This window comes from Streptomyces sp. NBC_01635, from assembly GCF_045209715.1.
GTDB classification, from domain to species: Bacteria; Actinomycetota; Actinomycetes; order Streptomycetales; family Streptomycetaceae; genus Streptomyces; species Streptomyces hirsutus.
In genome coordinates this window covers 971834-998733 of the sequence record NZ_CP109277.1, presented here as the reverse complement: position 1 = coordinate 998733, position 26900 = coordinate 971834, and the positions used below count along the sequence as shown (strand labels likewise).

23 protein-coding genes and 3 pseudogenes are annotated in these 26900 nt (G+C 71.2%); 14 read left to right on the top strand and 12 right to left on the bottom strand.

Annotated features, from left to right (window positions below; all coding sequences use genetic code 11):
- Positions 1-12: 12 nt before the first annotated feature.
- Positions 13-474 (top strand): annotated as a pseudogene (locus OHB56_RS04900) (ATP-binding protein).
- 69 nt (positions 475-543) lie between these two features.
- Positions 544-957, top strand: a complete 414-nt coding sequence (locus OHB56_RS04895; protein ID WP_406351817.1) for a hypothetical protein — start codon at positions 544-546, stop codon at positions 955-957.
- Between the two features lie 429 nt (positions 958-1386).
- On the opposite strand, the gene OHB56_RS04890 is transcribed toward OHB56_RS04895, so the two are convergent.
- Together OHB56_RS04890 and OHB56_RS04885 are read right to left on the bottom strand one after the other, a co-directional pair.
- Positions 1387-1584: a hypothetical protein gene (locus OHB56_RS04890; protein ID WP_326756359.1), complete on the bottom strand. Its 198-nt coding sequence runs from the start codon at positions 1582-1584 to the stop codon at positions 1387-1389.
- A 110-nt stretch (positions 1585-1694) separates the two neighbouring features.
- Entirely contained in the window at positions 1695-2822 is a 1128-nt protein-coding gene (locus OHB56_RS04885) for a hypothetical protein (protein WP_326756360.1), read from the bottom strand.
- A 1181-nt stretch (positions 2823-4003) separates the two neighbouring features.
- On the opposite strand from OHB56_RS04885, the gene OHB56_RS04880 reads away from it, so the two are divergent.
- Positions 4004-4417 carry a pyridoxamine 5'-phosphate oxidase family protein gene (locus OHB56_RS04880; protein ID WP_406351814.1) on the top strand — a complete coding sequence of 138 codons (414 nt, stop codon included), beginning with the start codon at positions 4004-4006 and terminating at the stop codon, positions 4415-4417.
- Here OHB56_RS04880 and OHB56_RS04875 read toward each other — a convergent pair.
- Positions 4371-4547: a nitroreductase/quinone reductase family protein gene (locus tag OHB56_RS04875; RefSeq protein WP_406351812.1), complete on the bottom strand. Its 177-nt coding sequence runs from the start codon at positions 4545-4547 to the stop codon at positions 4371-4373. The genes OHB56_RS04880 and OHB56_RS04875 overlap by 47 nt on opposite strands.
- Before the next feature lie 221 nt (positions 4548-4768).
- Here OHB56_RS04875 and OHB56_RS04870 point away from each other — a divergent pair, with 221 nt between their 5' ends.
- Positions 4769-5761: an LLM class flavin-dependent oxidoreductase gene (locus tag OHB56_RS04870; RefSeq protein ID WP_406351810.1), complete on the top strand. Its 993-nt coding sequence runs from the start codon at positions 4769-4771 to the stop codon at positions 5759-5761.
- A gap of 63 nt (positions 5762-5824) precedes the next feature.
- On the opposite strand, the gene OHB56_RS04865 is transcribed toward OHB56_RS04870, so the two are convergent.
- The 5 genes from OHB56_RS04865 to OHB56_RS04845 all read right to left on the bottom strand — a co-directional run bounded on the left by OHB56_RS04865 (position 5825) and on the right by OHB56_RS04845 (position 11395).
- Entirely contained in the window at positions 5825-6001 is a 177-nt protein-coding gene (locus OHB56_RS04865; RefSeq protein ID WP_326756363.1) for a hypothetical protein, read from the bottom strand.
- Between the two features lie 230 nt (positions 6002-6231).
- Entirely contained in the window at positions 6232-6429 is a 198-nt protein-coding gene (locus OHB56_RS04860) for a hypothetical protein (RefSeq protein ID WP_406351808.1), read from the bottom strand.
- Positions 6430-6473: 44 nt separating this feature from the next.
- Positions 6474-7676 carry an IS110 family transposase gene (locus OHB56_RS04855; protein WP_406351806.1) on the bottom strand — a complete coding sequence of 401 codons (1203 nt, stop codon included), beginning with the start codon at positions 7674-7676 and terminating at the stop codon, positions 6474-6476.
- 1455 nt (positions 7677-9131) lie between these two features.
- A complete protein-coding gene (locus tag OHB56_RS04850) occupies positions 9132-9899 on the bottom strand; it encodes a hypothetical protein (RefSeq protein ID WP_406351804.1) in 768 nt (255 codons plus the stop codon).
- A 65-nt stretch (positions 9900-9964) separates the two neighbouring features.
- The gene (locus OHB56_RS04845) at positions 9965-11395 is read right to left on the bottom strand and encodes a selenium-binding protein SBP56-related protein (RefSeq protein WP_406351803.1); all 1431 of its coding nucleotides are present in this window, start codon (positions 11393-11395) and stop codon (positions 9965-9967) included.
- Positions 11396-12186: 791 nt separating this feature from the next.
- Here OHB56_RS04845 and OHB56_RS04840 point away from each other — a divergent pair.
- Complete coding sequence (locus OHB56_RS04840) at positions 12187-12783, top strand: hypothetical protein (RefSeq protein ID WP_406351801.1); 597 nt, start codon at positions 12187-12189, stop codon at positions 12781-12783.
- A 33-nt stretch (positions 12784-12816) separates the two neighbouring features.
- On the opposite strand, the pseudogene OHB56_RS04835 reads toward OHB56_RS04840, so the two are convergent.
- A pseudogene (locus OHB56_RS04835) lies at positions 12817-13095 on the bottom strand (transposase); the annotation flags it as partial.
- Positions 13096-13386: 291 nt separating this feature from the next.
- Here OHB56_RS04835 and OHB56_RS04830 point away from each other — a divergent pair.
- Together OHB56_RS04830 and OHB56_RS04825 are read left to right on the top strand one after the other, a co-directional pair.
- Complete coding sequence (locus OHB56_RS04830) at positions 13387-14097, top strand: SDR family oxidoreductase (protein ID WP_406351799.1); 711 nt, start codon at positions 13387-13389, stop codon at positions 14095-14097.
- A gap of 21 nt (positions 14098-14118) precedes the next feature.
- Positions 14119-14877, top strand: a complete 759-nt coding sequence (locus OHB56_RS04825) for an SDR family oxidoreductase (RefSeq protein WP_326756366.1) — start codon at positions 14119-14121, stop codon at positions 14875-14877.
- An 18-nt stretch (positions 14878-14895) separates the two neighbouring features.
- Here OHB56_RS04825 and OHB56_RS04820 read toward each other — a convergent pair whose 3' ends face one another.
- Positions 14896-16032 (bottom strand): alpha/beta fold hydrolase, encoded by a 1137-nt coding sequence (locus tag OHB56_RS04820; RefSeq protein WP_406351797.1) that lies wholly within the window; start codon positions 16030-16032, stop codon positions 14896-14898.
- 281 nt (positions 16033-16313) lie between these two features.
- On the opposite strand from OHB56_RS04820, the gene OHB56_RS04815 reads away from it, so the two are divergent.
- The 4 genes from OHB56_RS04815 (at position 16314) to OHB56_RS04800 (ending at position 18065) form a co-directional block, all read left to right on the top strand.
- The gene (locus OHB56_RS04815) at positions 16314-16643 is read left to right on the top strand and encodes a putative quinol monooxygenase (RefSeq protein ID WP_406351795.1); all 330 of its coding nucleotides are present in this window, start codon (positions 16314-16316) and stop codon (positions 16641-16643) included.
- An 84-nt stretch (positions 16644-16727) separates the two neighbouring features.
- Positions 16728-17318 carry a VOC family protein gene (locus OHB56_RS04810; protein ID WP_326756369.1) on the top strand — a complete coding sequence of 197 codons (591 nt, stop codon included), beginning with the start codon at positions 16728-16730 and terminating at the stop codon, positions 17316-17318.
- A gap of 20 nt (positions 17319-17338) precedes the next feature.
- Positions 17339-17482, top strand: coding sequence for a hypothetical protein (locus OHB56_RS04805; protein WP_326756370.1), 144 nt, complete (start codon positions 17339-17341; stop codon positions 17480-17482).
- Between the two features lie 76 nt (positions 17483-17558).
- On the top strand, positions 17559-18065 hold the full coding sequence (locus OHB56_RS04800) for an isochorismatase family cysteine hydrolase (RefSeq protein ID WP_406351792.1): 507 nt from the start codon (positions 17559-17561) through the stop codon (positions 18063-18065).
- Positions 18066-18204: 139 nt separating this feature from the next.
- On the opposite strand, the gene OHB56_RS04795 is transcribed toward OHB56_RS04800, so the two are convergent.
- Both OHB56_RS04795 and OHB56_RS04790 read right to left on the bottom strand, forming a co-directional pair.
- A complete protein-coding gene (locus OHB56_RS04795; RefSeq protein ID WP_326756372.1) occupies positions 18205-18936 on the bottom strand; it encodes an SDR family oxidoreductase in 732 nt (243 codons plus the stop codon).
- Positions 18937-19050: 114 nt separating this feature from the next.
- A pseudogene (locus tag OHB56_RS04790) lies at positions 19051-19266 on the bottom strand (transposase); the annotation flags it as partial.
- 375 nt (positions 19267-19641) lie between these two features.
- On the opposite strand from OHB56_RS04790, the gene OHB56_RS04785 reads away from it, so the two are divergent.
- From OHB56_RS04785 to OHB56_RS04775, 3 genes are read left to right on the top strand one after another with little or no spacing between them, the layout of a single operon-like run.
- Positions 19642-20502 (top strand): DUF4132 domain-containing protein, encoded by an 861-nt coding sequence (locus tag OHB56_RS04785; protein ID WP_406351790.1) that lies wholly within the window; start codon positions 19642-19644, stop codon positions 20500-20502.
- Entirely contained in the window at positions 20499-25679 is a 5181-nt protein-coding gene (locus OHB56_RS04780; protein ID WP_406351788.1) for a hypothetical protein, read from the top strand. Before OHB56_RS04785 ends, OHB56_RS04780 begins: the two co-directional genes overlap by 4 nt.
- Positions 25676-26899: an AAA family ATPase gene (locus tag OHB56_RS04775; RefSeq protein WP_326756375.1), complete on the top strand. Its 1224-nt coding sequence runs from the start codon at positions 25676-25678 to the stop codon at positions 26897-26899. Before OHB56_RS04780 ends, OHB56_RS04775 begins: the two co-directional genes overlap by 4 nt.
- Position 26900: the final 1 nt, after the last annotated feature.

Sequence of the window (26900 nt, the reverse complement as noted above, 5' to 3'; positions counted from 1 at the left end):
CACTAGACACTCATGGACATCATCGATCCAGGGCTGCCCACGACGGACAACTTCCAGCACTGGCCGCTGTGGTGGCCCTCGTGGTCGAGATCGCCCGAAGCGTCCTGAACTGCACGCGGCGCCCTGGTGATGCCCATGACGGTCCTGGTCGAACGGTACGGACGCGAGATCAGCTCGGGCCTTGCCCAGCACGATATTCCGGTCCGGCACTTCGTCCTCCATGCCGACCAGGACACCGTCCGCGGGCGCATCGCGGGCGACACCGTTCTTGGCCCCAACTTCCCGTTCCGCCTCCGATAGCTTGAGCCCTTTGCCGAGGCGGCCCGCACGTGGCTGCACGCAGAGGCCGAAGTCGTGGACACCACGCACCTCACACCCGCCCAGCAGATCGCGGAGGCTGTCCTGTCGCACTGCGGCTGCCAGAGGTCGTTCTCTTTCCGAACCTCGTGTGTGGTTTCTGCTGGTCAGGCATGAGAGCGCGGTTTTCGCGGGAGTCTCGGTCCGTTGCTGGTCGAGATGTTGTGGGGGTGGCGGGTGCCATCGATGCGGGCGGTTCTGGAGACGCGGCGGATGGCCGCGGCGGTGCGGGTGGAGGAACTCGAGGCCGAGCTGGAGCGGGTTCGGGCGGCTCTGGCGGAGGCGGAAGAGGTGCTCCGGTGCCGGGTGATCGGTCTGGAGCAGTATCTGGAGGCGCTGGCCGAGGCGGATGCGCCCGCCGTGGTGGCCGACGGGGTGTCGCAGAGGAAGCCGGTGGGGCCGCGCCAGGCAGTACCTCACCGCCAGGACGCGGCCGGAACCGAGGTGCTGTCGGTGGACTACCAGGCGTTGATGGCTGCCGCCGGGGAGGCGGGAGCCGACGGGCTGGGTGCCCGGCGGGCGGCGGTGGTGCTGGGCGCGCTGGCCCCGGCCGGCTGGGGGGCGAGGACCCGCACGGCCACCGCGCTGCGCACCGAGTAGCGCGCGGCGCGGCGCGGTGCCGGCGGAGCGAGGCGTGCGGCCTCCCGGCACGAGGGTGCCGGGAGGCCGCACCGCGCCTCACTCGCCCTCCGGCCTCCGCACTCGCCGCGGCACGGGCCGTGTCTCCGGCCGGCGGGATCCCCGGGCGGCCACCCGCCGAGGGTGAAGAAGCCGTCGTCCCCACCCACCGTGGGCACGTTCAGTACCCGTGCGAAGGCCGCGCACAGGACGCGCTCCCGCTCGGTGGCCGGTTCGCCGCCCACGCCACCGCCTCGGGCCGGGCCCCGGTGGACCGGGAGCTCTGCCTGCCGAAGGCCCGGACCTCCGACCGCGAGCCGACCGTCACCCACGCACTGAACCGGTCGGCCTGGAGAAGACGTCGCCAGGCCGCCGCCCGCCGCCCGCCGCTGCCCCTGCCGAAGACGCGGTTCAGGACATGAAGCGCCGCTGGAGTACCAAGAGGTCTGGAACGCCCTGCGTGCGCCGCCCCTGCCGGTCGTCCTCGACGGCTTCCCGGATGCCGAGAACATCCTCGAGCAGCCACTGCTCGCTGAACGACCGACGAGGCATCCAGCTCGGATCGCACACGGTAACGGTGAGCCGGGGCCCGGAGGCGTTGTCACCCATCGGTGCCACGTCCGGGCTTTACCCGTCCGGCGGACCGCGAGCGGGGACAGCGGTGTCCTGTGGGTCTTCGGTGCTTCGCCGTTCAGCCGGCCCGGTCAGGCCGGTCGGGTTTACGGGGTTGGCGGGGCGGGCTGCTGCGCGCGGCTGCGGATCCGGACGGTCAACGTGCCGGCGCAGCCGGCGAGGATGCCGAAGACGAGCGCCGCCGACACGCCTGAGCCTACGGAGACGTAGTAGAGCAGGGGCCCACCGGTGCTGCCTTGATAGGAGAGGAGCGAGTGCCAGAGGCCGCTCACCACCACGCCCAGGGTGGTGGCGGCGACGGCGCCGAGCGAGTAGGCGGGGTAGGTGACGCGGTCGAGCAGGACGGTCAGCAGCCGCAGCCCCCACCAGACCAGGGCGAGCAGTGCCACGTCGCCGAGCCGGTACAGCAGCCAGCGCCCGGGAGCGGAGCCGGTGGGCAGGGTCCAGGCGCCGAGCTGGATCCACTGCCGCAGCAGATCACCGGGTTCGGACAGCTGACCGTTGCCGGTGGACCCGGTCTGTATGCGCCCAGCCACCCGGTCGTTGGACAGGACGGCGAGGGCGATGGCGACCACGGTGGTGCCCAGGGTCGCGGCGAGCCGCGCGGTGGCCGGGGTCGGCACGGACCGGCCAGGTGGGGGTGTCACCTCGGGCCGCAGCAGGGTCATGAGGCCGACGGCGGCCGCGGCGGCGACCAGGGCGGCGCCCACCGGCAGTTCGCGGCCCTGGGACATGGCGCTCGCGAGGCCGGGCAGCAGCCGGAACGCGGCGGAGCCGCCGGAAGCGACCATCCAGGGTGCGGACACAGTGACGGCGAGCACGGCCGCAACGATGCCCCAGCCCCACAGGGCCGCCACGGCGACGGCCGCGCGCCCGGCGCCGCGGTCCGACAGCCGGCGCAGCAGGGGCACCGCGCCGCACGCGAAGAGCAAGACGAGCACGGTGTAGCGCACCCGCATGGCGGTCTCCCTCAGGGCCGCGTAGTCCGCGCCGTGGCCGGGTGCGCCCGCGGGGTCGGTTAACCGGGCTGAGGACGGGGAGCCGGTCGACCAGGGCATCGTCCAAGCGGCCAGGCGGTTCGCCTGGTCGGGCCCGAAGAACCGTGTGGCGCCGGGCAGGCTGAGTGCGTGGGCGCTGCTCCCCGCCCACCACAGCAGCCCCGCCAGCGCAAGCGCCCCGACGACCGCGGGTGCGAGCGCACGTCGATACGTCATCGTCTTTTTCCCCCATCCGCCCGCACGCGCGGGCTCCCGTCCGACGCCTGCCGACACGTGCGGGCTTCCCCCCACCTGGTCGACGGGTGCATGACAACGAGGTCAGATGTATCAGACATCCAGAGCGCGGTGCACGCCGGGGCCTGGTCGAGAACGTTCCACATCCGGGCCCTGTGCGGCCAGGGGCGGCCCCATCCTTCCCCTGCCTTCCGCGGCGCCACCGGGCGGCCCTCGTTCAACCGCCGGCACGGCTGGTTGCGACGCTCACCCGCTACGCCTGCGACGATGACCGTTCGGTCGCTGAGCGCGGCAGGGCCGTGGGGCGAGCGGCTCCGTACGCTCGGCCACGCGGTTCGGCAAGCCGGTCGCCCCTGCCGTGCCGGAGTTGTTCTGATTTCTTGATCCTGTGCCTCCACGAGCCCGCCCTGTGATCAGTTGCCGGACGGGCTCCAGCCAGTCATGGGGCTCCTGTGGTTCTTGGGGTGGGGATGCCGAGGTCGACGACGGGGCGCTGGGCGCGACGGCGGGTGTCGTCGCGCCTGGCGCCGAGGAGGCGGAGGGTGAGGTCGAGCCCTTCGATCTCACCGACCCAGCCTTCGGCTCGGGCGCGGGCTCTACCGGACCGGTCGGCCGGCTTCGACGGGACCGAGGACCTTGCGCCGGAACCCGGCCGGGTGACTGCGGGGCACAGAAGCCTTCTTGAGCGTCTGGAGCATCATCCGTCCAGCAAGGTGGATCCACCGGACCCGGGGCACATCACCCGGTGGAGGCCTTGTACCACGTCCGCGGCACACGACGCCCGATCGCTCTCCCGGGACTCGCATGATCACGAACCGGACATCATGCGACTGTCCCGAGTCGGCGGGGTCCGCAGCTCGTGGGCGATGCCGCCGACCCTGGCCTCGTGCTGTGCTTCCAACTGTTCGCGGCGCGCGGTGAGAGCGTCGAAGGCGGCAACGCGTGCGTGCTGCGGCGGGGGTGGCCGGCGGACGAGCCGACGTTCACTCGTACACGGCCGGGACACGATCTCGATCACTCGGCGGCCGCCGCGGTCGTGGAAGGTTGCCCTGCCTTTTCCACCCTCTTGGCCCTTCCCTCTCGCCTGACCGGAGAGACCCGGTGCTCGGAGGCTGCAGGGCTGGGGGAGGATCGGCGCGTTACTGGCTCGACGAAGGACCACCATGACAACCGACGTACCTCCGCCCGGGGCGGAGGAGGACCGTTTCTGGCAGGAACGACGGATCTGCTTCCTGGCCACCCACCGCCTGGACGGCAGCCCTCATCTCGTCCCCGTGGGCGTCACCTTCGATCCCGAGGCCGGCATCGCACGCGTCATCAGCAGCGTCGGCAGCAAGAAGGTCCGCAACGTCAGGGCGGCCGGACCCGGCGCGACGGTCGCGGTCAGCCAGGTCGAAGGGCGCCGCTGGTGCACCCTCGAAGGCACCGCGCTGGTCAAGGACGATCCGGATTCCGTCGCCGAGGCCGAACGGCGCTACGCCGAGCGCTACCGGCCTCCCCGCCCCAACCCCGAGCGCGTGGTCATCGAGATCACCGTGACCCGTGTGATGGGCACGGTGCGGCCGCCCGGTTGGTGACGTGCCTCGTCGGTCCGTCCCGGAGTTCGACCTGCGGATGGGCCTTGAGGTGGTGGTACCGGACCGGGTGCCTGGGCGCTCCGCCCGGTGAAGCCGCCACCGCACAGCGCCCCTCGTGCTCGACCCGCATCCCTGTCCGCCCCTTCGAGCGCATACCGGACGTGACCGTCCCCCTCCCGCCACCGTCCCCGCGGTAGCGACCGGCTTACCGCTCGGTGCCTTTGACGGGCCGGTGGACAGGAGCACCGAAATATCCCGGGCTTCATCAGGGTTCCCGGACACGGGCACGGTCGGCATTCGAAGTGCCCGCGCCATGTACCGGCGTCCGTCTCTCCGAGAGGTCCGCTCCCCGTGACTGTCCCGCTCTCCATCCTCGACCTGGCGCAGATCGGCGAGGGCGAAACCGCCGCCGACAGCTTCCAGGCCAGCGTGACCATGGCCCAGCACGCCGAGGAGTGGGGCTACCGGCGGATCTGGTACGCGGAACACCACAACATGCCGACCATCGCGTCCTCGGCGACCAGCGTGCTCATCGCGCACATCGCCGCGCACACGCGGACCATCCGCCTCGGCGCCGGCGGCATCATGCTGCCCAATCACGCACCGCTGCCGATCGCCGAACAGTTCGGAACCCTGGCGACGCTGCATCCCGGCCGCATCGACCTGGGCCTGGGCCGGGCACCGGGCAGCGACCAGCAGACGATGCGTGCGCTGCGCCGCGACCCCGGGTCGGCGGACACCTTCCCGCAGGACGTGCTGGAGCTGCAGGGCTACCTGGCAGGTGAGTCCCGCATACCGGGTGTCGACGCCACACCGGGCAAGGGCACCGACGTGCCGCTGTACATTCTCGGTTCGTCCCTGTTCGGTGCGAAGCTCGCCGCCGCACTCGGGCTTCCGTACTCCTTCGCCTCCCACTTCGCCCCGAACGCGCTGCGGGACGCCGTCGCCCTCTACCGGCGCGAATTCCAGCCGTCGGCGCAACTGGACAAGCCGTACGTCATCGCCGGTGTCAACCTCATCGCGGCGGACACGACGGAAGACGCCCAGGAGCATCTCCATGCCACGAAGCGACACCGCGTGACCCAGATGCTCGGCCGAGGCGGCCGGACGTTCACGCCGGAGGAGGCGGACATGATCCTCGAGACCCCCGCCGGACAGCAGGTTCTGCAGATGCTCCGGTACACCGCCGTCGGCAACCCCGCCGAGGTCAAGGACTACCTGGACCGCTTCACCGAGCTCGCCCAGGCGGACGAGCTGATCGTCGTCTCCTCGGCCATCGACAGGAAGGCATGGCTGAGGTCGCTGGAGTTGCTGGCGGAAATCAGCGGACAGGCATCCGCCTGACGGGCCGGGAGCTGTCGAAAAACAACTCCTCGGTAAAACGACTCCTCGGTTCCGGGTACGGGCTCATCGGCTCAGCGCGTGGCCGGCGATGGCGGTGAGTCGGTCGGACGTGGTCACGGTGATGGCGCCGGTGGGAAGGGTGCGGTCCAGGACCTGAAGGACTCGGATGGCCTCGCGGACGGCGCCCCGATGCCGATGGGCGATCGGAACACGGACGTGGGGATCCTCATCCTGCGTCACCGACCGCCGGTGCCGGAGTGCCGACTCGGTAAGGGTGAGGAGAAGGCGCGGTTCAGCCCGAGCGACCGGGCGTTCCCGGCGGCGCTGCCGTACCGGCTGCCGTCGGAGGTACCGGACAGGCTGCGGCCGCCGGGCCGGATGGACGACGTTCCCGGCAAGGGCGACGGTGCCGGCCGGTGCGGTCATCGGGGCAGCACTCCACGCTTCCGGCAGGGAGGCGGGCAGGGGTGTCAGGACGGTGTCAGGGACGCGGAGCCGGCGGTGTGATCGGCGAGTGCGGCGGTCAGGGCGCGATCGCTTCCGACGGTCGCGACGAGACTGAGCCCGACGGGGCCGACCGGGCTCTGCACTCCGGGCAGGGTCAGGACCGGCAGGCCCGCCACGCTCGCAGCGCGGATCAGCTGCACGGTCGCGGTACGCAGTGCCATGCCGGTGACGGCCGGTCCGGGCGGGGGGGCCTCTATGTCTTTCGTCAAGCGAGGCGTGGGGTTCTGGGTTCGTAGAAGGTTCCGTCGCGGAGCATGGCGAACAGGACGCTGATGCGGTGGCGGGCGAGGCGGAGGAGGGCCTGGGTGTGGGTTTTGCCCCGGGCCCGGCATCGGTCGTAGTAGGTGCGGGAGGCGGGATCGTGCAGGGCGGCGAACGCGGAGAGGAACATCGCGCGTTTGAGCTGGCGGTTTCCCCCTCTGGGGGCGTGTTCGCCATGGATCGAGGTGCCCGACTGGCGGGTGATGGGGGCGAGGCCGGCGTAGGAGGCCAGGTGGGCGGCGGACGGGAAGGAGCCGCCGTCGCCGACGGTTGTCAGGAGAACTGCGGCGGTCCTGACGCCGACACCGGGCATCGACGTCAGGACCTTGGAAAGAGGGTGGGCCTCCAGCAGGGCTGCGATCTGGGCTTCCAGGGCCCGGCGTTGCTCGTGGACGGCGGCCGACGACTTGGCCAGCGAGGGCACGATCACGTCGAGAGTGCCGGTTCCGGGGACCACGACGGTCTGCTCGTCGAGGGCGTCGAAGATGTCGTCGACCAGCCGTTCGGCCATGCGCGGGGCTCTGGGGCGGATGACCTCGACGAGCCTGCGGCGGCCTGCTTTGCGAAGGGCCTGCGGGGAGCCATGGCGTTCGAGGAGCCAGGTGACCGCCCGGTGCTCCAGACGCGGGCCGAGGACGCGTTCGAGGCTGGGATGGAACTGGGTGAGCAGGCCGCGGATGCGGTTGCTGGTGCGGGTGGCCTCGCCGGCCAGGTCCTGGTCGAAGCCGACCAGCATGGTCAGTTCGGTGGTGATCTCGTCGGCGAGTTCCAGGGACCGCAGGGTGTGGGGCATGGTGCGGGCCGCGTCCGCGATCACCGTGGCGTCCTTGGCGTCGGTCTTCGCTTCGCCCGGGTAGAGATCCGCGATCCGCCGCATCGCGAGTCCGGGCAGGTAGGCGACCTGGCAGCCCGCGTCGCGGGCGACGCTCAGCGCAAGGGCGCCGATGGAGGCGGGCTGGTCCACGATGACGAGGACGGTGCCGAACTTCGCGGCCAGTTTCTCGAAGACGGCCCGCAGTTTCGGCTCGCTGTTGGGCAGCTGCTTGTCGAACACTTTCTTCCCGGCCGGGGTCAGCCCGTGGCCGTGATGGGTGCTCTTGCCGATGTCCAGGCCGAGGAAGACGCCCACCTGGTCGATCTCGATCACCGTGCCCCCGCATCGTTCGATCCGGTGTCGGCCTCGGCGGTGGGTCCGTTCTCGCGCATCCACGTTATGCAGACCTGCCGCCCGCGGTTGGCCGGGCATTGCGCCCGGCCGGGCGGTGGTCGGGTCTCTGATCAGCGTCTCCGACGGCACCCCTCGGGCCCGGTGACACCACCCCCCAGGTCATCCGTTCGACAGGGGGACACAGTCATGCCGGGCCCGGAGGCCGGCGGCCCTCTTGCAGGACCGCGGAAAACATAACGGGGGCCGTGTCGGAGTGCTCCCAGTAGGTTCTTCGTCTGCTGGTGGTACGGCGCTTGCGTGTCTCTGGCCTGTGTCGATGACATAAGTTGCTCCTGATACGACTTCGTTGGCCCGTCAATGGTCCGGATCTTGGCTTCTCTCATCCGCCGGTGAGGGCGAGAACTCCGGGCCCGGCTGCAACCGATGGGGGAAGGCGAGACACCTTCGCGTGCTTGGGGCCCTGTGGTGCGGCGGGAAGGACGGCGCTCAAGGAGATGCGCCTCCGGCGCGTGCCGGTACCACATGGCGCAGGTTGTAAGGGCCGCCCATGGGCGTCCAGCCACTCCAGCGCAGGCTCGAAATCGCAGGTCAGGGCCTCCTGGTCCAGGAGGGTCCGCCCAGTTCGTGATAGTTGTGTGACAGTGGGTGATACGGCGAGGCCCCGCGGGGGACCATCCTGACGGGACCTCTGCGCGGAGCCGTGAGACGACGAAGCCGCGCCCGAGCGCTCCGGCGCGGCTTCGTCGTGAGATCGGCTGCGCTGGCGCGCACGATGCGGTCGGCGCCTCATGCGTCTGTGTGCCTGTGACGCTTTCGGGGGTGCGCCTGATTTGCGATCGCACCCGGCCCACCCGTCCGTACGAGGGGTGCGCACTCCTCGCCGAAGCACGATAGGTGGCACAAAGGCAGGCTCGTTGTCACCGCAGGGCACGGTGGATCTTGGTCGTGACACCTCCTATCAGGAGCTTCATCGCGTTGCAGAGCCGCCCAACTGGCGGACGTCGCCGGCAGGTTGGAATCAGCTCACTGTGCAGGCTGCGGCTGTTCCGGGCGGACATTGCCAGGGGTCGACCACGCCTGAGATCGGCGTGGCCTGGCGTCGTGGGGCACGCGGTCAGTGCGAAGCTGCCGGCATCCAGGGGCTTGTCGTGCTGTCCGCCGCCCGGAACGCCCAGGGGCCGACATGACAGGCAGGGGCCTCGCCACCGCGGCGGCAACCGCCGCGAGCGCCAGCGCCGATGCTCGCGGAGCACAAGCGGTCAGTGGCGGTAGCAGTACGAACCCGAGGAGGTGTCGCCGGCTTGCAGGCGCGTCTGGTGCACGCGCAAGCCCAAAAGGCCAAGCACCACCACCTCGCGGGCCGAGGGTAGAAAATCGTACGGCCGCGCCCGCTGGTTCCCGCGACCTTCATCGCCCTCGTGCGACCGGTCGCGTTCAGCGGTTGACTGCCCCGAAAAGGACGACGAGCGCGGTGAGGACGGCTGCGAGAGGCATCGCCATCGCAGCCGGGAGGCCGAGGACTCGCCGGTCCCCGGGCCGCTGCTGATGGGCGAGTCTGAGCGCCACCCACGCCGCCTGCGCGATTACGCCGCCAACGAAGGCGAGCAGCAGCGGCATGAGGCCGTCCGGAATCGGCAAAGCGCTCGTCACAAAGGCTCCCGCGACCGGACTCAAGCAGGCCAGCCCGATCCATGGAGCCACGCGCCGCCTCGGTTGCGCCCCCAGCAGAGCGGCCAGCGCCAGGCCCTCGCCGGCCGCGTGCGCCAGGAGCGCCGCCACCACGGCGACTGAGGCGGTTAGCGCCAGGGTCGCCCCCTCCAGGAAGCGGTGCAGAGCGAGCCCCGATGCCGCGCCGATGCCGCCTGCACGACCCGGCTCGCACGGGCAGCCCATACGGACCACGGCGCCCATTACCCCGTACGAGGCGAGTGCGGTGAGCGGCACCGTCCACTGCGGTACGCCGGTCTCATGGGCTTCGTTCCACGCGTCGGGCAGAAGGTCGAGGACCGCAATGATCAGTAAAATCCCTGACGCGGCGGCCAGCAGAAGCGTCGGCCGGCCGAATCCACGCCGCGCCAGCCAGGCGCCCACTACTGTGGCCAAAGTCACCAGGATCACGGCCACCAGCGTTGCGGTGGAGGGCAGCTGCCACCCGGTTCCGTCGTTGGCGTGCGCGCCTGCTGCGTAGAGCACGGAGAGCATGCCCCCTTCCTACGAGGGTGAGGGTGGCGGGCTTCTGTGCGCAGTGCCTGGGTGAACCGGCTCCGTCAGCGGCGGTAGCAGTACGAATCCGAGGAGGCGTCGCCGCCCTGCAGGCGTATCTGGTGCACGCGCAGACCGAGGAAGTCCGGGCCGTGCGGGAAGAAGCGGCTGTCGACGGAGAGCCCGCCGTGCGCGGTGTCGGCGTCGAGTTTGACCATCCACGGGTCGATGCCCTCGGGATAGAGCTGCGCGTCCCAGGCGGCGTACAGGGAGTTCGTCAGGTACACGCGCCGCCCGTCGCGGCTGAGCTCGACCATCTGCGCTCCGCCGGTCAGCGGAGTGTCCGGCTCGGCGGGGTGCGGCTGTCGGCCGACGACGCCGCCAAGGCGCACGGACGCCGTCTGCCTGGGATGGAACGGGTCGCTCACGTCGTACTGGAGCAGGTCGCCGGTTCCCCAGGCGGATACGTACAGCCACTGGTCGTCCACCGACAGGTCGATGTCGGTGATGAATGGGGGCACGGCGCCGAACGGCTGCAGCGCCGGGGGCAGGTCCTCCGTCTGCGCGGGCTCGGCAGGGACGGTGAGCACCTTGCGGACGGCGAAATCCTCGCCCTCCCGGTTCCACAGCCACACCGACGCCGACAGGTCCTCCACGTTGACCACGGTGTTGGTGAACCCCCACGTGGCCTCGGGGTCGTGCGCGGGGCGCAGTTCCAGCACCATCTGGTTCTCGTCCCCCAGATCGACGCGCTGCAGGTGCCGGCCGGAGTCCAGCTCCCAGAAGTGCAGTGAGTGGCCGTAGCGGCGATCCAGCAGCAGTTCGGGAACGAGGCCGTCCTCGATCATCGAGGGGGTTCCCCACTCGCTGGTCACGGCGATGTTCTGGCGCAGGTGCCACCAGAGGTCGTAGGCGAGCCGCTGCGGTCCGCGGTCGCTCTCCCAGGCGCGCAGCACTTCGAAGCTTTCGTGGTCCAGCAGCGCAACGCCGCCGGGCCCGTCCGCCCCGTCCGCGCCGCCCAGGCAGGACAGGAACATTCCGTCGGGGCCGCAGTGGAGTGTGTGCGGGCGCGAGTATCCGGCCTTGGCGGCCAGCTCCTCCGGCTCGACCACCTTGACCAGGCGCGGACGGGCGGGATCGGGGCCGGTGTCGAGGACGTGCAGCCGGGAGGAGCGCAGTCCGGGGACGATGAGGTAGCGCCGCGCAGCGTGATGATGACCGGCATGCGCCAGCGCGCTCGAGCAGGCGTTCCAGCCGAAGTGGTGCAGTTCGTTGCCCAGGTCGGGCAGCTCGGCGTGGGAGGTCACGCGGCCGTATATGGGGGATTCGGGGTCGGTGCCGACGGTGAACAACGCGTCCGCGCGCTGTGCGGCCGGGTCGAAACCGACGACATAGGCAAGCTTCTCCGGGGGTGCGGCGACGGCGTCCGCCGGAGTGCGGTACAAGGTGGGGTCACTGTGCTCGCCGCGGTCGTGAGCGTGCTCGGTCGTCGTCATGACGGCTCCTTACTCCCGAACGGGAGCCTGGAGCCGGGGGACTCCCGGGAGGTAGCCGGTCTCACCCGTTCGAGATCGATATGGAGGTACCGGATATATACGCCCTGAAGTCAGCGTTTCACAGCCCCGAAGCACTGCCAACGCGGCAGTGCGGCGGCGCGGGCCGCCTCAGTGTGCGGCCCGTCTCCGGCACGCCCGGGAGCGGAGGCACCGAGCGAACACCGGGCCTTCCGGCCGCCCCGGCGGTCGACCGTGTCGGACGCTGCTCGCTGATCAGGCCTGATCGACCGGACAGGATCTATCCAGCGGGCTGATGAGCTGGTGGAAGATCCGGATGATCGTATACCACTGCTTGCGTGGCGCCATCAAGGTCCGTCCGGAGGATCTCGTCAACCACTGGCTTGTACGGATCCAGAGTTGCTGGACGTAGTTTCCTGAGTCCGTCGTTGAGTGTGGCCAAGAATTCGACGACGGTACCCGGCTCCTCGTCGGTGAAGCGGCGGCGTGCTTCGGACCGGTCCGGCGCGACGCCGCCGACCGAGCCGGAAAGCCACCATCGACAGGACCGGCGCATCAGAAAACCTCAAGTTCCGCTCAAGGTTTCTCAACTTCTTCCACTTGCTCACCACGAGTGCTCACGAGATCATCCTCGGTGCCGCACGCCAGCCGCACACCAAGGGGGAGCGGCAATCGAGGAAGGCCCCACATGGGCATCCGCATCACCCGGGGAGTCATCCGTCCCCGCCCTCGCCCTGGTTGCCCTGACGGGCGCGGCCGTACCCGCCGCCGCCATGCCTCAGGACACCGTGCCCACGATCAGCACCACGAGCGGGCCCGAAGAGGACACCCTGGTCCACACCGAACCACCGGCCGAGCCGGAGGAGGAGATCACCGACGCGCCGGAGGACAACACGGAGCCGGAGCCGACCGGCAAGCCCACCCCACCGGCGGACTGGCCGGACGCGGAGTACTGCGGCCCGGGCACCACGAACGTCTACACGCCCAAGACCCAGGGCAAGAAGTACCACAAGGGGGTGGGGCCGGTGCTGTCGAACTACAACGGAACCTCGCGAACCGCGAAGTCCACCTTCACCTCCGAGGTGACCGGCGAGGTGGGCGTGAGCTACACCAGCGGCCTGACCGTCGGTGTCAACGTCATGCTGGCCAAGCTCGAGGGAAAGTTCGATGTCAACCTCTCGGCCAAGCTCGGTAACACCATCGCCGTCAACACCCCCGCCAAGAAGACCACCAACGCCAAGTACGGGGTCTACCGGCTCAAGCACACCGGCGTCAGCTACAAGATGTACAGCAACTGCACCACCTCGCCGAAGAAGACCATCACCAGCTATTCGCCGTACCGGGTGGGCTGGTACCTGTGGGAGGAGTGAACCTCTCTCCGGGGGGTGCCTCCATGTCTTTCGTCAAGCGAGGCGTGGGGTTCTGGGTTCGTAGAAGGCGCCGTCGCGGAGCATGGCGAACAGCACGCTGATGCGGTCGCGGGCCAGGCGGAGGAGAGCCTGCGTGTGAGTCTTTCCGTGGGCCCGGCATTTGTCGTAGTAGGGGCGGGAGGCGGGATCGTGCAGGGCGGTGAACGCGGACAGGAACATCGCGCGTTTGAGCCGGCGGTTGCCGCCTCTGGGCGCGTGTTCGCCGTGGATCGAGGTCCCCGACGACCTTGTTGTCGGGGCGAGGCCGGCGGTGGCCGAGCGCCGTCTCGCATGCGTCGCTGCGGTGTCCGGTGCACGCTGGTGATGGAGAGGATTTTTTACGTGGGACTCTGCGTGCGCGACGGCCTGGTCGCCCCGGCACTGGCCCGAAATGTAGGTGAAGACCGAGAACCGGCCTCCGGGTGTTGAGTCCCTCTTTGTGCGAGTCGCGCATGGGCCTGGGGGCGTCCCAGGACGCGGTCCGGTTCAGGGCCTCCCATCGCAGAGTCGTCGCTCGCCCCAGTGCCTGCTGTGCTTGGCAGGCGGCAGCGGGAAGGAAACGCGATGGAGATCAAGGGATCGATCGCCCTGGTGACGGGGGCCAATCGTGGTATCGGACACGCGTTCGCCCGGGCGCTGATCGAGCGGGGAGCAGCCAAGGTATACGCCGGTGTCCGCGATCCGTCGAGCGTGAGCGACGCAGACCTTTCTGCGCTGCGCCTGGACGTCACCCAGCCGGAGGACGTCGCCGCGGCGGCCGAGACCGCCGGTGACGTCACCATCGTCGTCAACAACGCGGGCGTGGCTGGTTTTGAGACCGAACTGCTGACAGGTTCCTTCGACGGCGCACGCGAGGCGATGGAGGTCAACTACTTCGGCACGTGGGCCGTGTCCCGCGCCTTCGCCCCGGTCCTGGCGCGCAACGGCGGCGGCGCACTGGTGAACATGCTGTCGGCTGCCTCCTGGATCCCCCGGCCGGAGTACCCCGGGTATGCGGCGTCCAAGGCAGCCCAGTGGTCGTTGACGGGCGCGCTGCGGGAGGGCCTGCGCGAGCAGGGAACGCTCGTGATCGGGGTCCACGCCGGTTTCGTGGAGACGGACCTCAGCAGCTTCACGGACGCGCCGAAGATCAGCGCGGCGGACGTGGCGGAGCAGACGATGGACGCCCTGGCGAACGACCGGGTCGAGGTGCTCGCCGACGAGCGGACCAAGCAGATCAAGCATGCCCTGGCGCAACCACTCCAACAGCGAGAAGAAACCCGGACGGGACCGTGACGTCACAGCACAGGAGGATTCATGACCTCTGAACCGCCTGGGGGGCACAGCGCCGGCGGTCTGTCCCTGCTCGGGCAGACCCTCGTCGTCATCGGCGGGAGCGCGGGCATCGGGCTGGCTACCGCACGACTCGCCCGCAACCAGGGCGCCTCCGTGGTCCTCACCGGACGGGCCCCGGAACGGCTGCGCACCGCGGCCATGGAGGCCGACGCGCTCAGCACCGCGGCCTTCGACGCCCACGACGCGGCGCAACTGGAGCGGTTCTTCCAGCAGCTGCCAGGGCCGATCGACCACGTGATGGTCACCGCGGGCGGCCCGTCGTACGGCCGCCTTCTGGACATGGACGCCGAGCAGGCACGCCGGGCGATCAGCGACCACATGGTGCTCGCACTCGAGGTCGCGCGCCACTGCGCCGGCACCGTACGGCCGGGCGGCACGCTGCTGCTCCTGGGCGGCACGGGAGCCCGCCGGATCCGGGCCGCTCTCGGTGTCGCCCCCGCGGTCACCGCCGCGATGCCCGCGTTCACGGCCGGTCTCGCACTCGAGCTCGCGCCAGTCCGGGTGAACCTGATCGCCGCCGGCTTCGTGGACACGCCGTTGTCGGCCCGCCTGCTCGGCGACGCGCTCGACGCCCGTCGCGAGGAGCTGCGCGCCGCGCTGCCCATCGGCCGTGTAGTCGTACCCGACGACGTGGCGGCGCTCGCTGTGCACATCATGACCAACACCGCACTCACGGGTGCGACCTACGACATCGACGGAGGCCAACAACTCGTCGGCTGAGCCACACATCGATGGCGGTCATTTGCCGAGCGCCGCGGCCGGCTGGGGCCGTGCGCTCCGGCCTTGGGTGCGGTACGGGGCCAGGAACGTGGTCAGCGCCGCGAGCACTTCCCGGGGGGCCTCCTCGGCTACCCAGTGGCCGGTGCCGGGGATGACTACGCTCCGCACGTCGTGTGCGACAAGTTTCATGGTGCCGGCGACATTCTCGCCGAGGCTTCCCGCACCGCCGATCGCGAGGACGGGCAGGGTCAGCGGGCGTGTTTTGCGTTGCTGGTCCTGCGCGCTGGTGGTGTCGAGCGCGCGGTACCACCCGAAGCTGCCGCGCAAAGATTCGTGCTGGGAGGCGAGGATGCGGACGTAGTGGTCGACGGCGTAGTCGGGGAGTTTTCGTACGGCCTTGGTGGCGAACTGCCAGCCGAAGTAGATCCCCTCGCGTCCCCGGACGAGTTGTTCGTTCACGTCGGTGAGCCGGTTGAAGGGGATGTGCCACAGCCGGTTGTTGGCCTGCGCGGTGCCGAGCATGGGCGGCGACGGGGTCACTGCCGGGAGGAACGCCTCGGCGACGGCCAGGCGGGCGACGCGCTCAGGGTGGTCTGCGGCCAGCGCGTAGGCGATGGGCATTCCGGTGTCATGGCCGACCACGGCGAACCGCCGGTGGCCGAGTGCGTCCATCAGAGCGACCATGTCGCGTGCCAGGGTGCGGGTGTCGTACCCGCTCGTGGGTTTCTCGGTCAGCCCGATGCCGCGTTGGTCGGCGGCGACGACCGTGAAGTGTTTGGCCAGTGCCGGCATCACCAGGCGCCAGGCGTACCAGGTCTCGGGCCAGCCGTGTATCAGGAGCAGCGGCGGCCCTTCGCCTCCGACGACCACGTGCTGGCGGATTCCACTGGCTTGGACGAAACGGCTGGTGAAGGTTTTGGTGAACCCAGCCGGCAGGTGCGGCGCCTGCCCGACGGAGCCGAGGCCTTCGGGCGTGGGTATGGATGTGGCCTGGGGTTGCGGGGCCCCGCCGCGGGACGCTGTGACGGCGGTCAGCGCGATGCCTCCCAGGCCGAGTCCCAGTGCACCCGCACCGGCCGTGCGCAGCACGTGGCGCCGGGGCAACCCGGCGTTGGTCCGGTCGTCGGAGTCGCCGTTCCCGGATACCTGAGACATGGGCTCCCTTTCCGCTCCTGACGGGCATTTTCAGTGACATGCAGTGACGCGTCGGATCGGTCGTCTCTGGCGTCGTGGTGGGGATCGCGACAGCGCACCACGCCTGCGGACGAGCATGAGCGCAGGTCGCACGTCTGCTGAGCTCATGCTGGGGTGCGCCCCCTGCCCCCGCAATCGGAGCCACGCGTGATGGCCCGGCTGCTGTCCGCGCGCGGGTCGCGGGGTGCGTGGAGAGACTGGGAGTGGCAAGAAGGAGGCAGGAATGAGCCAGACGGCGCTTTGTGTCCGCTCTACGTGACGGTGTTGGTGAAGCGTTCGACGAGCTGGTCCGGGAGGCCGCTGCGGCGGTCCTCGAACGGGAGCCGGGCACCCTGGCGTACGCCTGCAGCGAGGTCGGGGGAGCGCCGAACCAGCGCCTCTTCTTCGAGCTGTACACCGACCGCGTAGCCTTCGACGACCACGGACGTCAGCCGCACGTCCGTCATTTCCGGAGCGCAAGCGGGAAGTACGCGGGGAACGGAGCATCGACCGCCTCCGACCGTATGCCGGCAAGTCCCCCTCCACATCCGCATAGTGGTTCGCAAGGCCCAGACTTCCGGTACCGGCCGTGAGGCCTCCTGGTGCGGCACCGCCGTGCCGACGCGACGATGGTGCCCTGCACCCACCAGTGAAACCCCGGCGGAGAGGGCGGATTCATGAACGTGAACGACATCGACATGAAGGTCGAAGTGCTCGTCATACCGGTCTCGGACATCGAACGGGCGAAGGAGTTCTACGGCCGCCTCGGCTGGAGGCTGGACCGGACACCGCCCTCAGTCGTCCAGTTCACCCCGCACGGCTCCGCCTGCTCGGTCCAGTTCGGCACGGACCTGACGTCGGCGCCGCCCGGTTCGGGCAAGGGGTATCTGATCGTCTCCGACATCGAAGCCGCCCGCACCGCGCTGGTTGCCGCCGGAATCGAGGTGAGCGTGGTCTTCCACCTCGGGCCCGACGGCCCGATCGAGGGCCTCGACCCGGAGCGGCGCAGCTACTTCTCGCGCGCCACCTTCCGTGATCCCGACGGAAACATCTGGCTGCTGCAGGAGATCACTACCCGGCTCCCCGGGCGCGTCGATCCCGGCCCGACGTCCTTCACCTCTACGACCGGTCTGGCGAGTGCGCTGCGGCGCGCGGCCGCCGCCCATGGTGAACACGAGAAACTCATCGGCCGGGAGGATCCGGACTGGCCCGACTGGTACGCCCTGTACATGGTCAGCGAGCAGACCGGCACCGAACCGCCCAAGTAGGACCGGCACAGGGAGGAACCATGGCCGCGACCTACGATCTCCGCCGCACGGCCGTTCTGCTGGTCGACCCCTACAACGACTTCCTCTCGGAGGGCGGCAAGGTCTGCCGCGCCTGGAGCCCGTGGCCGGCAGCGTCGGTCTTCTGGACCATCTGCGCTCCGTGATCGCCGCCGCCCGCGAGAGCGGTGTGCGCGTGGTGTTCGTGCCGTACTGCCGCTGGGAGCCGGGCGACTACGAGACGTGGGACCATCCGACCCCCTCGCAGCGGAAGATCCAGGAGTTCCGCCACTTCGCCCGGGGTTCCTGGTGTGGGGAGTCCCCCCTGACTTCCAGCCGCGGCCGGGCGAAATCGTCGTTCAGGAACACTGGGGGTCGAGCGGGTTCGCCAACACGGACCTGGACATGCAGCTCAAGCAGCACGGCGTCACCCACGTGATTCTTGTGGGCGTACTGGCCAACACCTGCGTCGAGGCCACCGCTCGTTTCGCCATGGAGCTCGGCTACCACATGACGCTGGTCAGCGACGCCACCGCGGCTCTCGGCCCCGAGATGACGCACGCCGCTCACGAACTCAATGGCCCCACCTACGCCCAGGCCATCGTCACCACGAACCAACTCATCACCGCATTCAACGGGTCCCGTGATGACGGTCGACTCGCCCGCGTCGAGGCTGCAGTGCCGCTACGCAACACCTCGCCATGCGGGCTTACCAGTCTCAACCCCCTGCTTGTGCGAGGACCTTGCTGACGTGGACCGGCAGGAGGGCGCCGCCAGACGAATCGTTGTGCGACATGGCGTTTGCTCTTCTTCTGAGGCAATCAGAGTGGGAGCGACGCGCGCATCGCCCTGGACTGGCGCAGCAAGTCGAGTGCTGGAGGGGGGCCGTTCAGGAGAGCCAGTCGGTGTAGTGGGTAGGGGCGATACGGGCATCGCCCGGGGCGGTGAGGACATCGCCGTGGGCGGCGGCGAACATGCCGGCGCTGTCGTCGGTGACGACGGAGCGCCCGTCGCTCTTGGCGGTCAGGGTGAGTCGGCCGAGTTCGTCGAGGGGGTAGACGTCGGGACCTGCGATGTTGAGGACGTCGTTCAGAGGGCTGCCTGCGGCGACTTCGGCGACAATGCCGGAGACGTCCGCAGCGGCGATCGGCTGGATCGGCGTGCGTGGCAGGCGGACGGTGTCGCCGTCGGCGGTCATGGCCAGGGTCGCGTCCATGAACTCCATGAACTGCGTGGCGCGGACGATGGAATACGGGATCGGCCCGGCCTTGAGGATGTTTTCCTGAAGCACCTTCGCCCGGTAGTAGTCCAGATCGGGCACTTGGTCCGCGCCGACGATCGAGAGGATGACGAAGTGCCCGACCCCGCCCTTCTCGCTCGCGGCAAGAAGATTGCTCATCGAAGTCTGGAAGAAGGCGAGCGAGGCGTCGTCGAAGGTCGGGGAATTCGTCAGGTTGATGACGGCGTCGGCACCCGCCACGGCCGCCTCCAGCCCCTGGCCGGCGATGATGTCCACGCCGGTGGACAGGGAGTGCGGTACGGCTTGGTGCCCGGCCGCGTTCAGGTTCTCCACGACCCGTGACCCGATCAGCCCGGTTCCGCCGATGACTGCGAACTTCATGCTCTGGCCTTCCTTCGGTGATATTGCCTGACATGTGACTTATGTGACCATAACTTCACTCTACGTACGCCCCAACTCGGACGCTCTCGCTCCGGCGAGCACGATCACACCGTCGCCGTCCGCCTCCCAGCGGGCGAACCGCTCGTACGCCGTCTGCCGAGGCCCGTACCGCTCCGGCAGATCACGCCACGGTGCACCCGTCCGCAACTGCCACAACACACCATTGATCACCTGCCGATGATCCCGCTACGGACGGCCCCGTCCATCGACCCCCGGCAACAACGGCGCTATCCGCTCCCACGCCACATCCGTCAGCTCACCACGACCCATCGCAAGATCAATTGTCAGACAGGCTCTAGGTGGGTCGCGTAGCGCACGGCCACCCGCTTGCCCGCCTCGGCGCAGACCACCGTGGCGGCCCGTCCGATCCCGCGCGAGCCCCCGGTCGCCGGCGCCCCCTCACTCCTGGCGTTCCGTCGGTTGCGCCGGCGGGTTCCGTGGCGTCGCGGGCTTCGGCGGGACGGGGGGCACGGCCGGGCGGTCCCTTCTGGGTGCGGGTCCGTACGACGAAGCGGAGGGAGTCGAACTCATTGTCACTGGGGACGCCTAGAGTCTCTCCCACTCGTCACGGTGCGTTGCCGTTGACGGGTTTCATCAGCGTGCCGCCGGTTCGGCGGCCGTCCGGAACAACGGGGAGAACAGCGCATGGGGTGGGTTCCGGCGGGCGACTACGAAGTCGCCCTGGAGGCGGGCAAGGTGGTGTGCCGCAACGGGAAGGGCCGGCGGCTGAAGTCCGTCCCGGCCAGATTGAAGGACGACCCGACGGTCGTCGGACTCCGGCAGTTGACCGAGTGGCTGGAGCGGCACGAACGCCAGTGCCTGAGTGACGTCGAGCAGTGGATGGTGCGTTCGTTGCCCGTCCCCGCTGCCGTGCTCGCCCGGGTCTGGCCCGACCCGGCGTGGCAGGCGGTCCTGCGGGACGTGGTGGTCACCGGCGGGGACGGTGGGGTCGCCGGGTTCCTGCGCGATGTCGACCCCGACCGCGGTCTCGGCCTTGTCGACCTGGACGGCGACACGGTCCGCATCACCCCTGACGTCGTCAGCGTGCCCCACCCCGTCCTCCTCGACGACCTCGACGAGTTGCGGGAGTTCGCGGTCGAACTGGGGGTGCGCCAGAACGTGGAGCAGTTGTTCCGCGAGGTGTGGCGCCGCCCGCCGGGCCTCGCCCCGGACACCACCTCCGTGGACACCTACGCCGGCGGGGCGTTCAAGGAACTGCGCTTCCTGCACGGCCGCGTCACCCAACTCGGCTACCGGTCGCGCGGCGGATACGCGGTCTGCCCGGTCGTCGAGGACGGCGCCACCGCCGAGGCGCGCATCTGGATCGGCGAGCACGACGGATACGACGAGTACGGCACCGAGACGGGCCCCCTGGGCTGGACCGACCCTGCGGGGCGCGCGCTGACGGCCGCCGAGGTCGGCCCCGTCGCGTGGTCCGAGGGCATGCGCATGGCGGCGGCGCTCTACGCCGGCCGCGACGTGGAGGACGAGGAGCGGGCGGCATGAGCACCACGACGACGAACACCAACGCGAACACGACGGCAGCGGGCGCGGTGTCCCTCCCCGCCCAGGCCCGGGGCGAGAGCACCTCCACCCCCGCCGCCGAGGCCCGCGTGGCGGCCCTGCTGGACGCGGGCACGATCCTCCCGGTCGGCACCACCGACCGGGACGACGCCGACGCGCTGACCGCCCGCACCTACACGCACATCGCCCTCGGCGACCGCCCCGTGGTCCGGCTCGTGCCCGGCACTCTCGGCGAAGCCGAGGACCTGGCCCTGGAGTTCCTCGGGCTGCTCCGGACCGCCGAGACCCCCGTCGTGGGCCAGGTGTGCCGCGAAACGCTGGGCTTCCCGGCCTGGGCGCTGGTCAACGACCCGGCCAACGGGCACCACGCCCTGGCCCTGGTCAAGGACATCGAGCGGCTGGGCCGGCAGGCCAGGACCCGCGCCGGAGCGGCCAAGGAGGGCTTCGACGCACTCGGCACCCGGCTCGGCCGGGCCGTTCCCCACTTCCTCCCCACCTACTACGAGCAGGTGGCACGCCTCTTCCTCCAGGCGGAGAACAGCACCTACGCCGCCTCCTTCTTCGGAAAGGCCCGCGAGGCCGAACGGGTGCACGGGCTGGTCGTGGACGAGGACCGGCAGCGGGCCGTCTTCCTGGAGTTCGCCTTCGCCGGCGCGCTGACCGTCAAGGCGCTGCGGCAGTACGTGCGGGACTTGGTGGCCCGGCTCGCACCGGCGGACGCCTGGGCTCAGTTCCGCCGTCTGCTGGTCGAGCGCTGCGCCGCCGGCATGCCGCCGTACGCGGCGCTGCCGCAGGACGTGCGCGCGCTGGTCAAGGCCGCCGGTCTGGACCGCGAGGCCGCCGAACGCGAGCTGGTGGCCGATCTGATCGGCTCCCCGGGAGTCGTCCGCGCCCCCGCCTCGTTCTGGGCGACCTACCGCTCCGCGCTCATCGCCCTCGCTCGACGGGATGCGGCCGTGCGGGCCCGGCTCCTCGGCTTCTTCCCGGAGACCTTTAGCGAGAGCGGCCGGGACACGGACGGCGAACCCGGCTGGCTCGCGTTGCTGGCCGAGTCCGGCGCCGAGGACCTGCTGACCGCCCTCCCGGACACCTCCGATTCCGCCGCCCCCTGTGACCCGTCCGTCTCCCCGGCGGACTGGATCGCCCGCTGGGAGGCGCACCGACGGCGCCACCGGGCCACCTCGGGCCGCAGCCCGCAGACCCTTGACCTGGCCGCCCGGATGGCAAACCGGCTGCGCGCCGACGGGCGCCCCGTCGAGCTGTTCCAGGGCCGCTGGCAGCGCACCGCCGACCTGGACCTCCTCGACCTCTGCCTGGCCTCCGGCATCCCCGTCGCCGAGCCGGACGACCAGGACACGGGCACCGCGCAGGGCCCCGGTGTCCCGCTCGGCTCCTGGCTCACCGACACCGCGCCTGGAGCGCGGGACCTCACCGCCGTCGCCGAACGGCCGGTCTTCCGCGCCCTGCTGAGCCGGACCGTCGGCGACCTCGGCGGCGGACGCGGTCAGCGGCTGGGCGACACCGGCATGGCGAAACTGGCGGCGCATCCGGTGCTGTCCGGGATCCTGCGGGAGTGGCTGACCGCCTGCGCCGAGGAGTACACGGCCGCGCAAGGGCTTCCAGGGCTGTCCGTCGCCCTCAACAAGCTCTCGGCGTACCGCTCCGTGGTTGCAGAGGTCGCCCCGGAGGCGGTGCGGCTCCTCAAGGGCCACGATGTCGTCCCGCTGCTCGCCTCGACCCTGCGCACCGGCGTCCTCGACGAACTGGGCTGGCCCGCGCTGGACGAGACCTACGCCGAACTGGCCACGGAGGCGGCCGCCGCGCGTCAGCGGCGTGACCGGTCGGAGGGCGTCGGCGTCACCGGCGCCTGGCCCGCGCTGATCCTGAACACCCGAGAACGCGCCGTCGTCGTCGGCCCGGAAGGCGTTCTGCTGCGGCACACCCTGCGGCTGCCCGCCACCGTCGACCACTGGCGGACGCTCGCCTTCCGTTACGTCGACGGCGAGTTGCTGGTCATCTGGTGGGAGGACGGCAAGCAGCGCGGCTACTGGTCGCACCGCCCCGCCGAGGTGTTCGCCGTCGGCGGCGAGCAGATCCCCCGCTGGGGCGGCTCCGGCCCCTCGGACGAGGTCTGCCTGCCGCTGCCCGGCGGCGGCCGCGCCACCGGCGGCAAGGCCCTGCACGCGGGCGACACCTCCCTCCCGCCTCAGCGCGCCGTCATCTCCGACGGCACCGGTCACTGGCGGGAAGGCCACCAGGGCACGCAGCGGGTGTGGCTGGAGTACGACCCGGTCGGCGGCACGCACGGCCGCGCGTCCCTCCCCGCCTTCCTCCGCTCCGGGGTGCAGGACGGCACCCGGCTGCTCACCGAACACTGCCAGGTGCTGCCGCTCCAGCCCGGTCTGGAGACCACCCCGTTCGGCACGGACGGCACGGTCCTCGGCCGCTGGGTCCGCCGCACGGTCACCGAGCCCGGCACGGCCGCCCCCGCCGACGGGCACCGGATCGTTGCCGGCACCCCCGACGGCCACACGGTCACCCTGCCGCACCCGCTGCCCGGCGGCGGCTCCCCGGTGCCGCTCGGCGCCCTCACCCTGCCCGGCGGGTCACGGCCGGTCGTGGCCCTGCACCACCGCTCCGTCGAAGCGCACCCGGCGGACACGGACGGCACCGGTGGCAGCTTGTGGTCCGTCACCCCCGACTCCTTCGGTGGGAACGACGCGGCGGGCACCCCCTACGTGCCTCCCGTCGCCTACTGGCACGCCCTGCGCCCGAGGGACGAGCGGGGCTCCACCGCCCTGCGGAACCTGACGGACTCCCGGGCGGGGGAGCTGTTCAAGGAGGTCGCCGCCGCGGTCGCCCGGCACCTGGAGGCGTTCCGGGCCGTCAAGGAGTACACCGGACCCTCGTCGCGGGAGCTGAGCCAGGAGGCCGTCGCCCGGGTGCTGCCCGAGGTGTCCGACGCACGGCTCCTCGCGGGCGTCACCGCGCTCGTCCGGAACGCGGTGGACCGGGCTGCCGCAGTCGCCCGGTACCTGGAACCGCCCAAGCCCGTGCAGCCGGCCACTCCCCGGAACGCCGCGCGCACCCGGGGCATGTTCTTCGAGCACGAGCCCGAGCACGGCGACGACACGACCCTGCGGAACGCCTCCGCCTGGGGCTCCGAGCGGATGCACGGCGGCTGGTGGGGAGCCGGGAGCCGGTGGACCGTGATCCGGCAGATCCTCGCCGTCAACCATGTCCTCGGCGGCGAGCCGGCGTTCGGCCCACCCACGCCGTCCAAGGTCCCGTTCCTTCCCGTGGACGGCTGGCAGCGGGACGAGTACACCGTGCCCGGTGACTCCCTGGCCTGGACCTCCCTCCTCGACAAGCTGCCCGAACTGGCCTACCGGGCCGCCTCGGCGACCACCTCCCCCGAGCACCGCACCGGGCTCCTCGTGCTGCTGGAAACCCTCGCCGCAGGCCCGCTGGCCGATCCGGCGGGCACGGTCCGGCAGGTGGAGCTCGTCGAGCCGTTCGTCGGAGGGACACCCGGGCCGGGACGCCACGAGGCCGTGCACCGCCTCGGCCAGGTGCTGCGCAAGGGCGCCCGCACCGTCGTGGTCGTCGCCGGCCGCGGCCGGAACTCCCGGAACGACGCGGCACGCTGGCTTGCCCTGGACCACGACCCGACCGGCGCCTTCGGCCCCGTCCCCGGCTTCACCCTGGACCACGAGCACGTTCACCGGAAGGGCATCGCCCGCGACCGGCTCACCCGGCTCACCGCCCTGGTACGGGAGCAGGGCCCGGCACCCTGGCGTCCGGAGGCCGCCGAGGCGTTCCACACGGCCACCGGAATCGGTCCCCTCCAGTCCGCCGCCCTGCTGTCGGCAGCCGTCGAGGAGCCCGGCGCCGAGGCGCTCGCGCTGCTCGGGGCCAAGAGGCGTGCCTTCGAGGCGGCCCGGGCCAGGCTGGACGCCCTGCCCCGCGACGACCGGCACGCCCTGCTCCAAGCACTGCTGCCCGCGGACCCGGCCGAGCTGTGGTCCACGGGCCCCGACGTCCGGGCCGCCGCCGAGGTCTGGCAGGAGCGCCTGACCTCCCTCGTCCGCGTCCCCGAGGAACTGGACCTCGACCTGTCGGGCACCACCTCGGGCGCCGTCGACCTGATCCTCAACGCGGGCTCCCGGACCTGGCTCGCCCACGGCACCGATGTCCAGGACGGCACCGGTCGCCCGGGCCTGCACCGGGTGGGCGCACGCGGTGCGGTCTCCTCGGCCCTGACCGCCCTGAGCACCCTCGCCTACACGCTGCCGTACGGGCACCCCCTGCGGGCGCACCTGCCTGCCGGGCTCGCGGCCCTGCGTGGCCGCCTCGCCGACCCGGACCTGGTGCTGGACCTCGGTCTGGACTGGACCGAGTCGGGGGGCTCGATCGGCCCCGCGGTCCGCGCCGCCCACGGGCTTCCCGAGTCCGGCGGCGCCGGCGCCGACGGTCTGGTCCGGGCCGGCACGGCGCTGCTCCTCGCCCCCGGCCACGGCAGCAACGAGAAGCTGCTGATTCGCCCGGCCGGCCTGGCAGGCCCCGACGACCCGGCGTTCGGCCTTGTCGAGGGCACCGTCGGCCGTCACGGCACCGGCGATCTGCTCGCCCTGCGCGCACTGCTGGGCGAGGAGACCGACGCGTTGGCCTCGGCGGGCGCCCCCGACGGCTCCCCGCACCACCCGGCCCAGGACCCGACGCGTGCGGTGCCGGACCTGGTGGCCGAGGCCGTCGACGCCCTCGGCCTGAGCGCGGACGCCGCCGCCCTTTACCTGATGCTGCTCGCCCTGCCCGACCCGACGGACCGCAACTGCGTCCGCTGGACCGAGTGGAAGCCGGCACGGGTCAAGAAGGCCCGGGCGGAACTCGCCGCCACCGACCTCGTCGTGGAGGCGAAGCGCTCCCGCGCCGGCCGCACCCTGTTCCTCCCCTGCGGCTGGCTCGAACGCGGCGCCCCCGGACTGCCGTTGGAGACCTGGAAGGAACGCCTGTACCCCGTGGCAGGGTCCACCCGGACCCTGCCCCACCTCCCCGTGCCCGCGCTGTTCGCAGCCGCCTGGGCACGGGTCCGCGGCGGCGACGCCCCCGCCTTCGAAGAACTGGACACCCGCGCACCCCGGAAGGGCCGCCGCCGATGACGAACGACACCACGACCACCAGGGACAGCACCACCACGGGCGGCGTCCCGGACCAGGCGACGGCGCCCGGCCGGGAGCACCGCCAGGTCACGCCGCCCGAGGACCGGTACGCCACCGAGCTGGCCTTCCTCGCCGCCCACGACTCCGGGCCCCGCCCACCCGGCTGGCTGCTCACCCCGCGCGCCGTCGTCACCTTCGTGATGGGCAGCGCGAGCGAGGCACTGAGCCTGCCGAAGGGCGCCCGGCCCGGAGCCGGGGGGCCGCGCCGCCTGGTGATCGAGCAGAAGTTCGTCGGCGAGCGCGCCCTGGTCGAACGGTGCGTGGTCACCCTTGCCGGAGAGCGCGGACTTCTCCTCGTGGGCGAACCCGGCACCGCCAAGTCCATGCTCTCCGAGCTGCTGTCGGCGGCCGTCTGCGGGACCAGCGCGCTCACCGTGCAGGGCACCGCGGGCACCACCGAGGACCAGCTCAAGTACGGCTGGAACTACGCGCTGCTGCTCGCCCAGGGCCCCACCGAGCAGGCCCTGGTGCCCTCCCCGGTACTCGCCGCCATGACCCGGGGGGCCGTCGCCCGCGTCGAGGAGGTCACCCGCTGCCTGCCGGAGGTCCAGGACGCCCTCGTGTCACTGCTCTCCGAGCGGCGGATCGCGGTCCCCGAACTCGCGGGCGGCGAGGGCGCCCAGGTGCACGCGGCCCCCGGGTTCACCCTCATCGCCACCGCCAACCTGCGGGACAAGGGCGTCTCGGAGATGTCCGCCGCGCTGAAGCGGCGCTTCAACTTCGAGACCGTGGGCCCCATCGGGGACGTGGACGCCGAGACCGCGCTCGTCCGGCGTCAGTCGCGGGCAGCCGTCGAACGCGTGGGCGCCGCCTACCAGGTGGACGACGCGGTCCTCGAAGTCCTCGTCACCGCCTTCCGGGACCTGCGCGAGGGCCGCTCCGTGGAGGGCTGGGAGGTCGAGCGCCCCTCCACAGTGATGAGCACGGCGGAGGCGGTCTCCGTCGCGGGCTCCCTGGGCCTGGCCGCCGCCTACTTCCCTGGCGACCGGGACGTGCTCTCCCTCCTGCCCGGCCATCTGCTCGGGGTCGTCCGAAAGGACGACCCCGCCGACACGGCACGGTTGCTGGGGTACTGGGACGGGCCGGTGCGCAGGCGCGCGGAGCAGGGGTCGGCCACCTGGCGTGCCCTGTGGGACCTGCGCGCGGTGCTGGAGAACTGAC

What these genes read in the sequence shown, in the direction of transcription:
- OHB56_RS04885 (WP_326756360.1), bottom strand. Translation starts at nt 2,822, where the DNA reads ATGACGTATCGACGTGCGCTCGCACCCGCGGTCGTCGGGGCGCTTGCG.
- OHB56_RS04840 (WP_406351801.1), top strand. Translation starts at nt 12,187, where the DNA reads ATGCCTCAGGACACCGTGCCCACGATCAGCACCACGAGCGGGCCCGAA.
- OHB56_RS04890 (WP_326756359.1), bottom strand. Translation starts at nt 1,584, where the DNA reads ATGGGTGACAACGCCTCCGGGCCCCGGCTCACCGTTACCGTGTGCGAT.
- OHB56_RS04810 (WP_326756369.1), top strand. Translation starts at nt 16,728, where the DNA reads ATGAACGTGAACGACATCGACATGAAGGTCGAAGTGCTCGTCATACCG.
- OHB56_RS04850 (WP_406351804.1), bottom strand. Translation starts at nt 9,899, where the DNA reads ATGCTCTCCGTGCTCTACGCAGCAGGCGCGCACGCCAACGACGGAACC.
- OHB56_RS04880 (WP_406351814.1), top strand. Translation starts at nt 4,004, where the DNA reads ATGACAACCGACGTACCTCCGCCCGGGGCGGAGGAGGACCGTTTCTGG.
- OHB56_RS04860 (WP_406351808.1), bottom strand. Translation starts at nt 6,429, where the DNA reads ATGGCACTGCGTACCGCGACCGTGCAGCTGATCCGCGCTGCGAGCGTG.
- OHB56_RS04805 (WP_326756370.1), top strand. Translation starts at nt 17,339, where the DNA reads ATGGCCGCGACCTACGATCTCCGCCGCACGGCCGTTCTGCTGGTCGAC.
- OHB56_RS04830 (WP_406351799.1), top strand. Translation starts at nt 13,387, where the DNA reads ATGGAGATCAAGGGATCGATCGCCCTGGTGACGGGGGCCAATCGTGGT.
- OHB56_RS04785 (WP_406351790.1), top strand. Translation starts at nt 19,642, where the DNA reads ATGGGGTGGGTTCCGGCGGGCGACTACGAAGTCGCCCTGGAGGCGGGC.
- OHB56_RS04775 (WP_326756375.1), top strand. Translation starts at nt 25,676, where the DNA reads ATGACGAACGACACCACGACCACCAGGGACAGCACCACCACGGGCGGC.
- OHB56_RS04895 (WP_406351817.1), top strand. Translation starts at nt 544, where the DNA reads ATGCGGGCGGTTCTGGAGACGCGGCGGATGGCCGCGGCGGTGCGGGTG.
- OHB56_RS04820 (WP_406351797.1), bottom strand. Translation starts at nt 16,032, where the DNA reads ATGTCTCAGGTATCCGGGAACGGCGACTCCGACGACCGGACCAACGCC.
- OHB56_RS04825 (WP_326756366.1), top strand. Translation starts at nt 14,119, where the DNA reads ATGACCTCTGAACCGCCTGGGGGGCACAGCGCCGGCGGTCTGTCCCTG.
- OHB56_RS04845 (WP_406351803.1), bottom strand. Translation starts at nt 11,395, where the DNA reads ATGACGACGACCGAGCACGCTCACGACCGCGGCGAGCACAGTGACCCC.
- OHB56_RS04795 (WP_326756372.1), bottom strand. Translation starts at nt 18,936, where the DNA reads ATGAAGTTCGCAGTCATCGGCGGAACCGGGCTGATCGGGTCACGGGTC.
- OHB56_RS04780 (WP_406351788.1), top strand. Translation starts at nt 20,499, where the DNA reads ATGAGCACCACGACGACGAACACCAACGCGAACACGACGGCAGCGGGC.
- OHB56_RS04875 (WP_406351812.1), bottom strand. Translation starts at nt 4,547, where the DNA reads ATGCGGGTCGAGCACGAGGGGCGCTGTGCGGTGGCGGCTTCACCGGGC.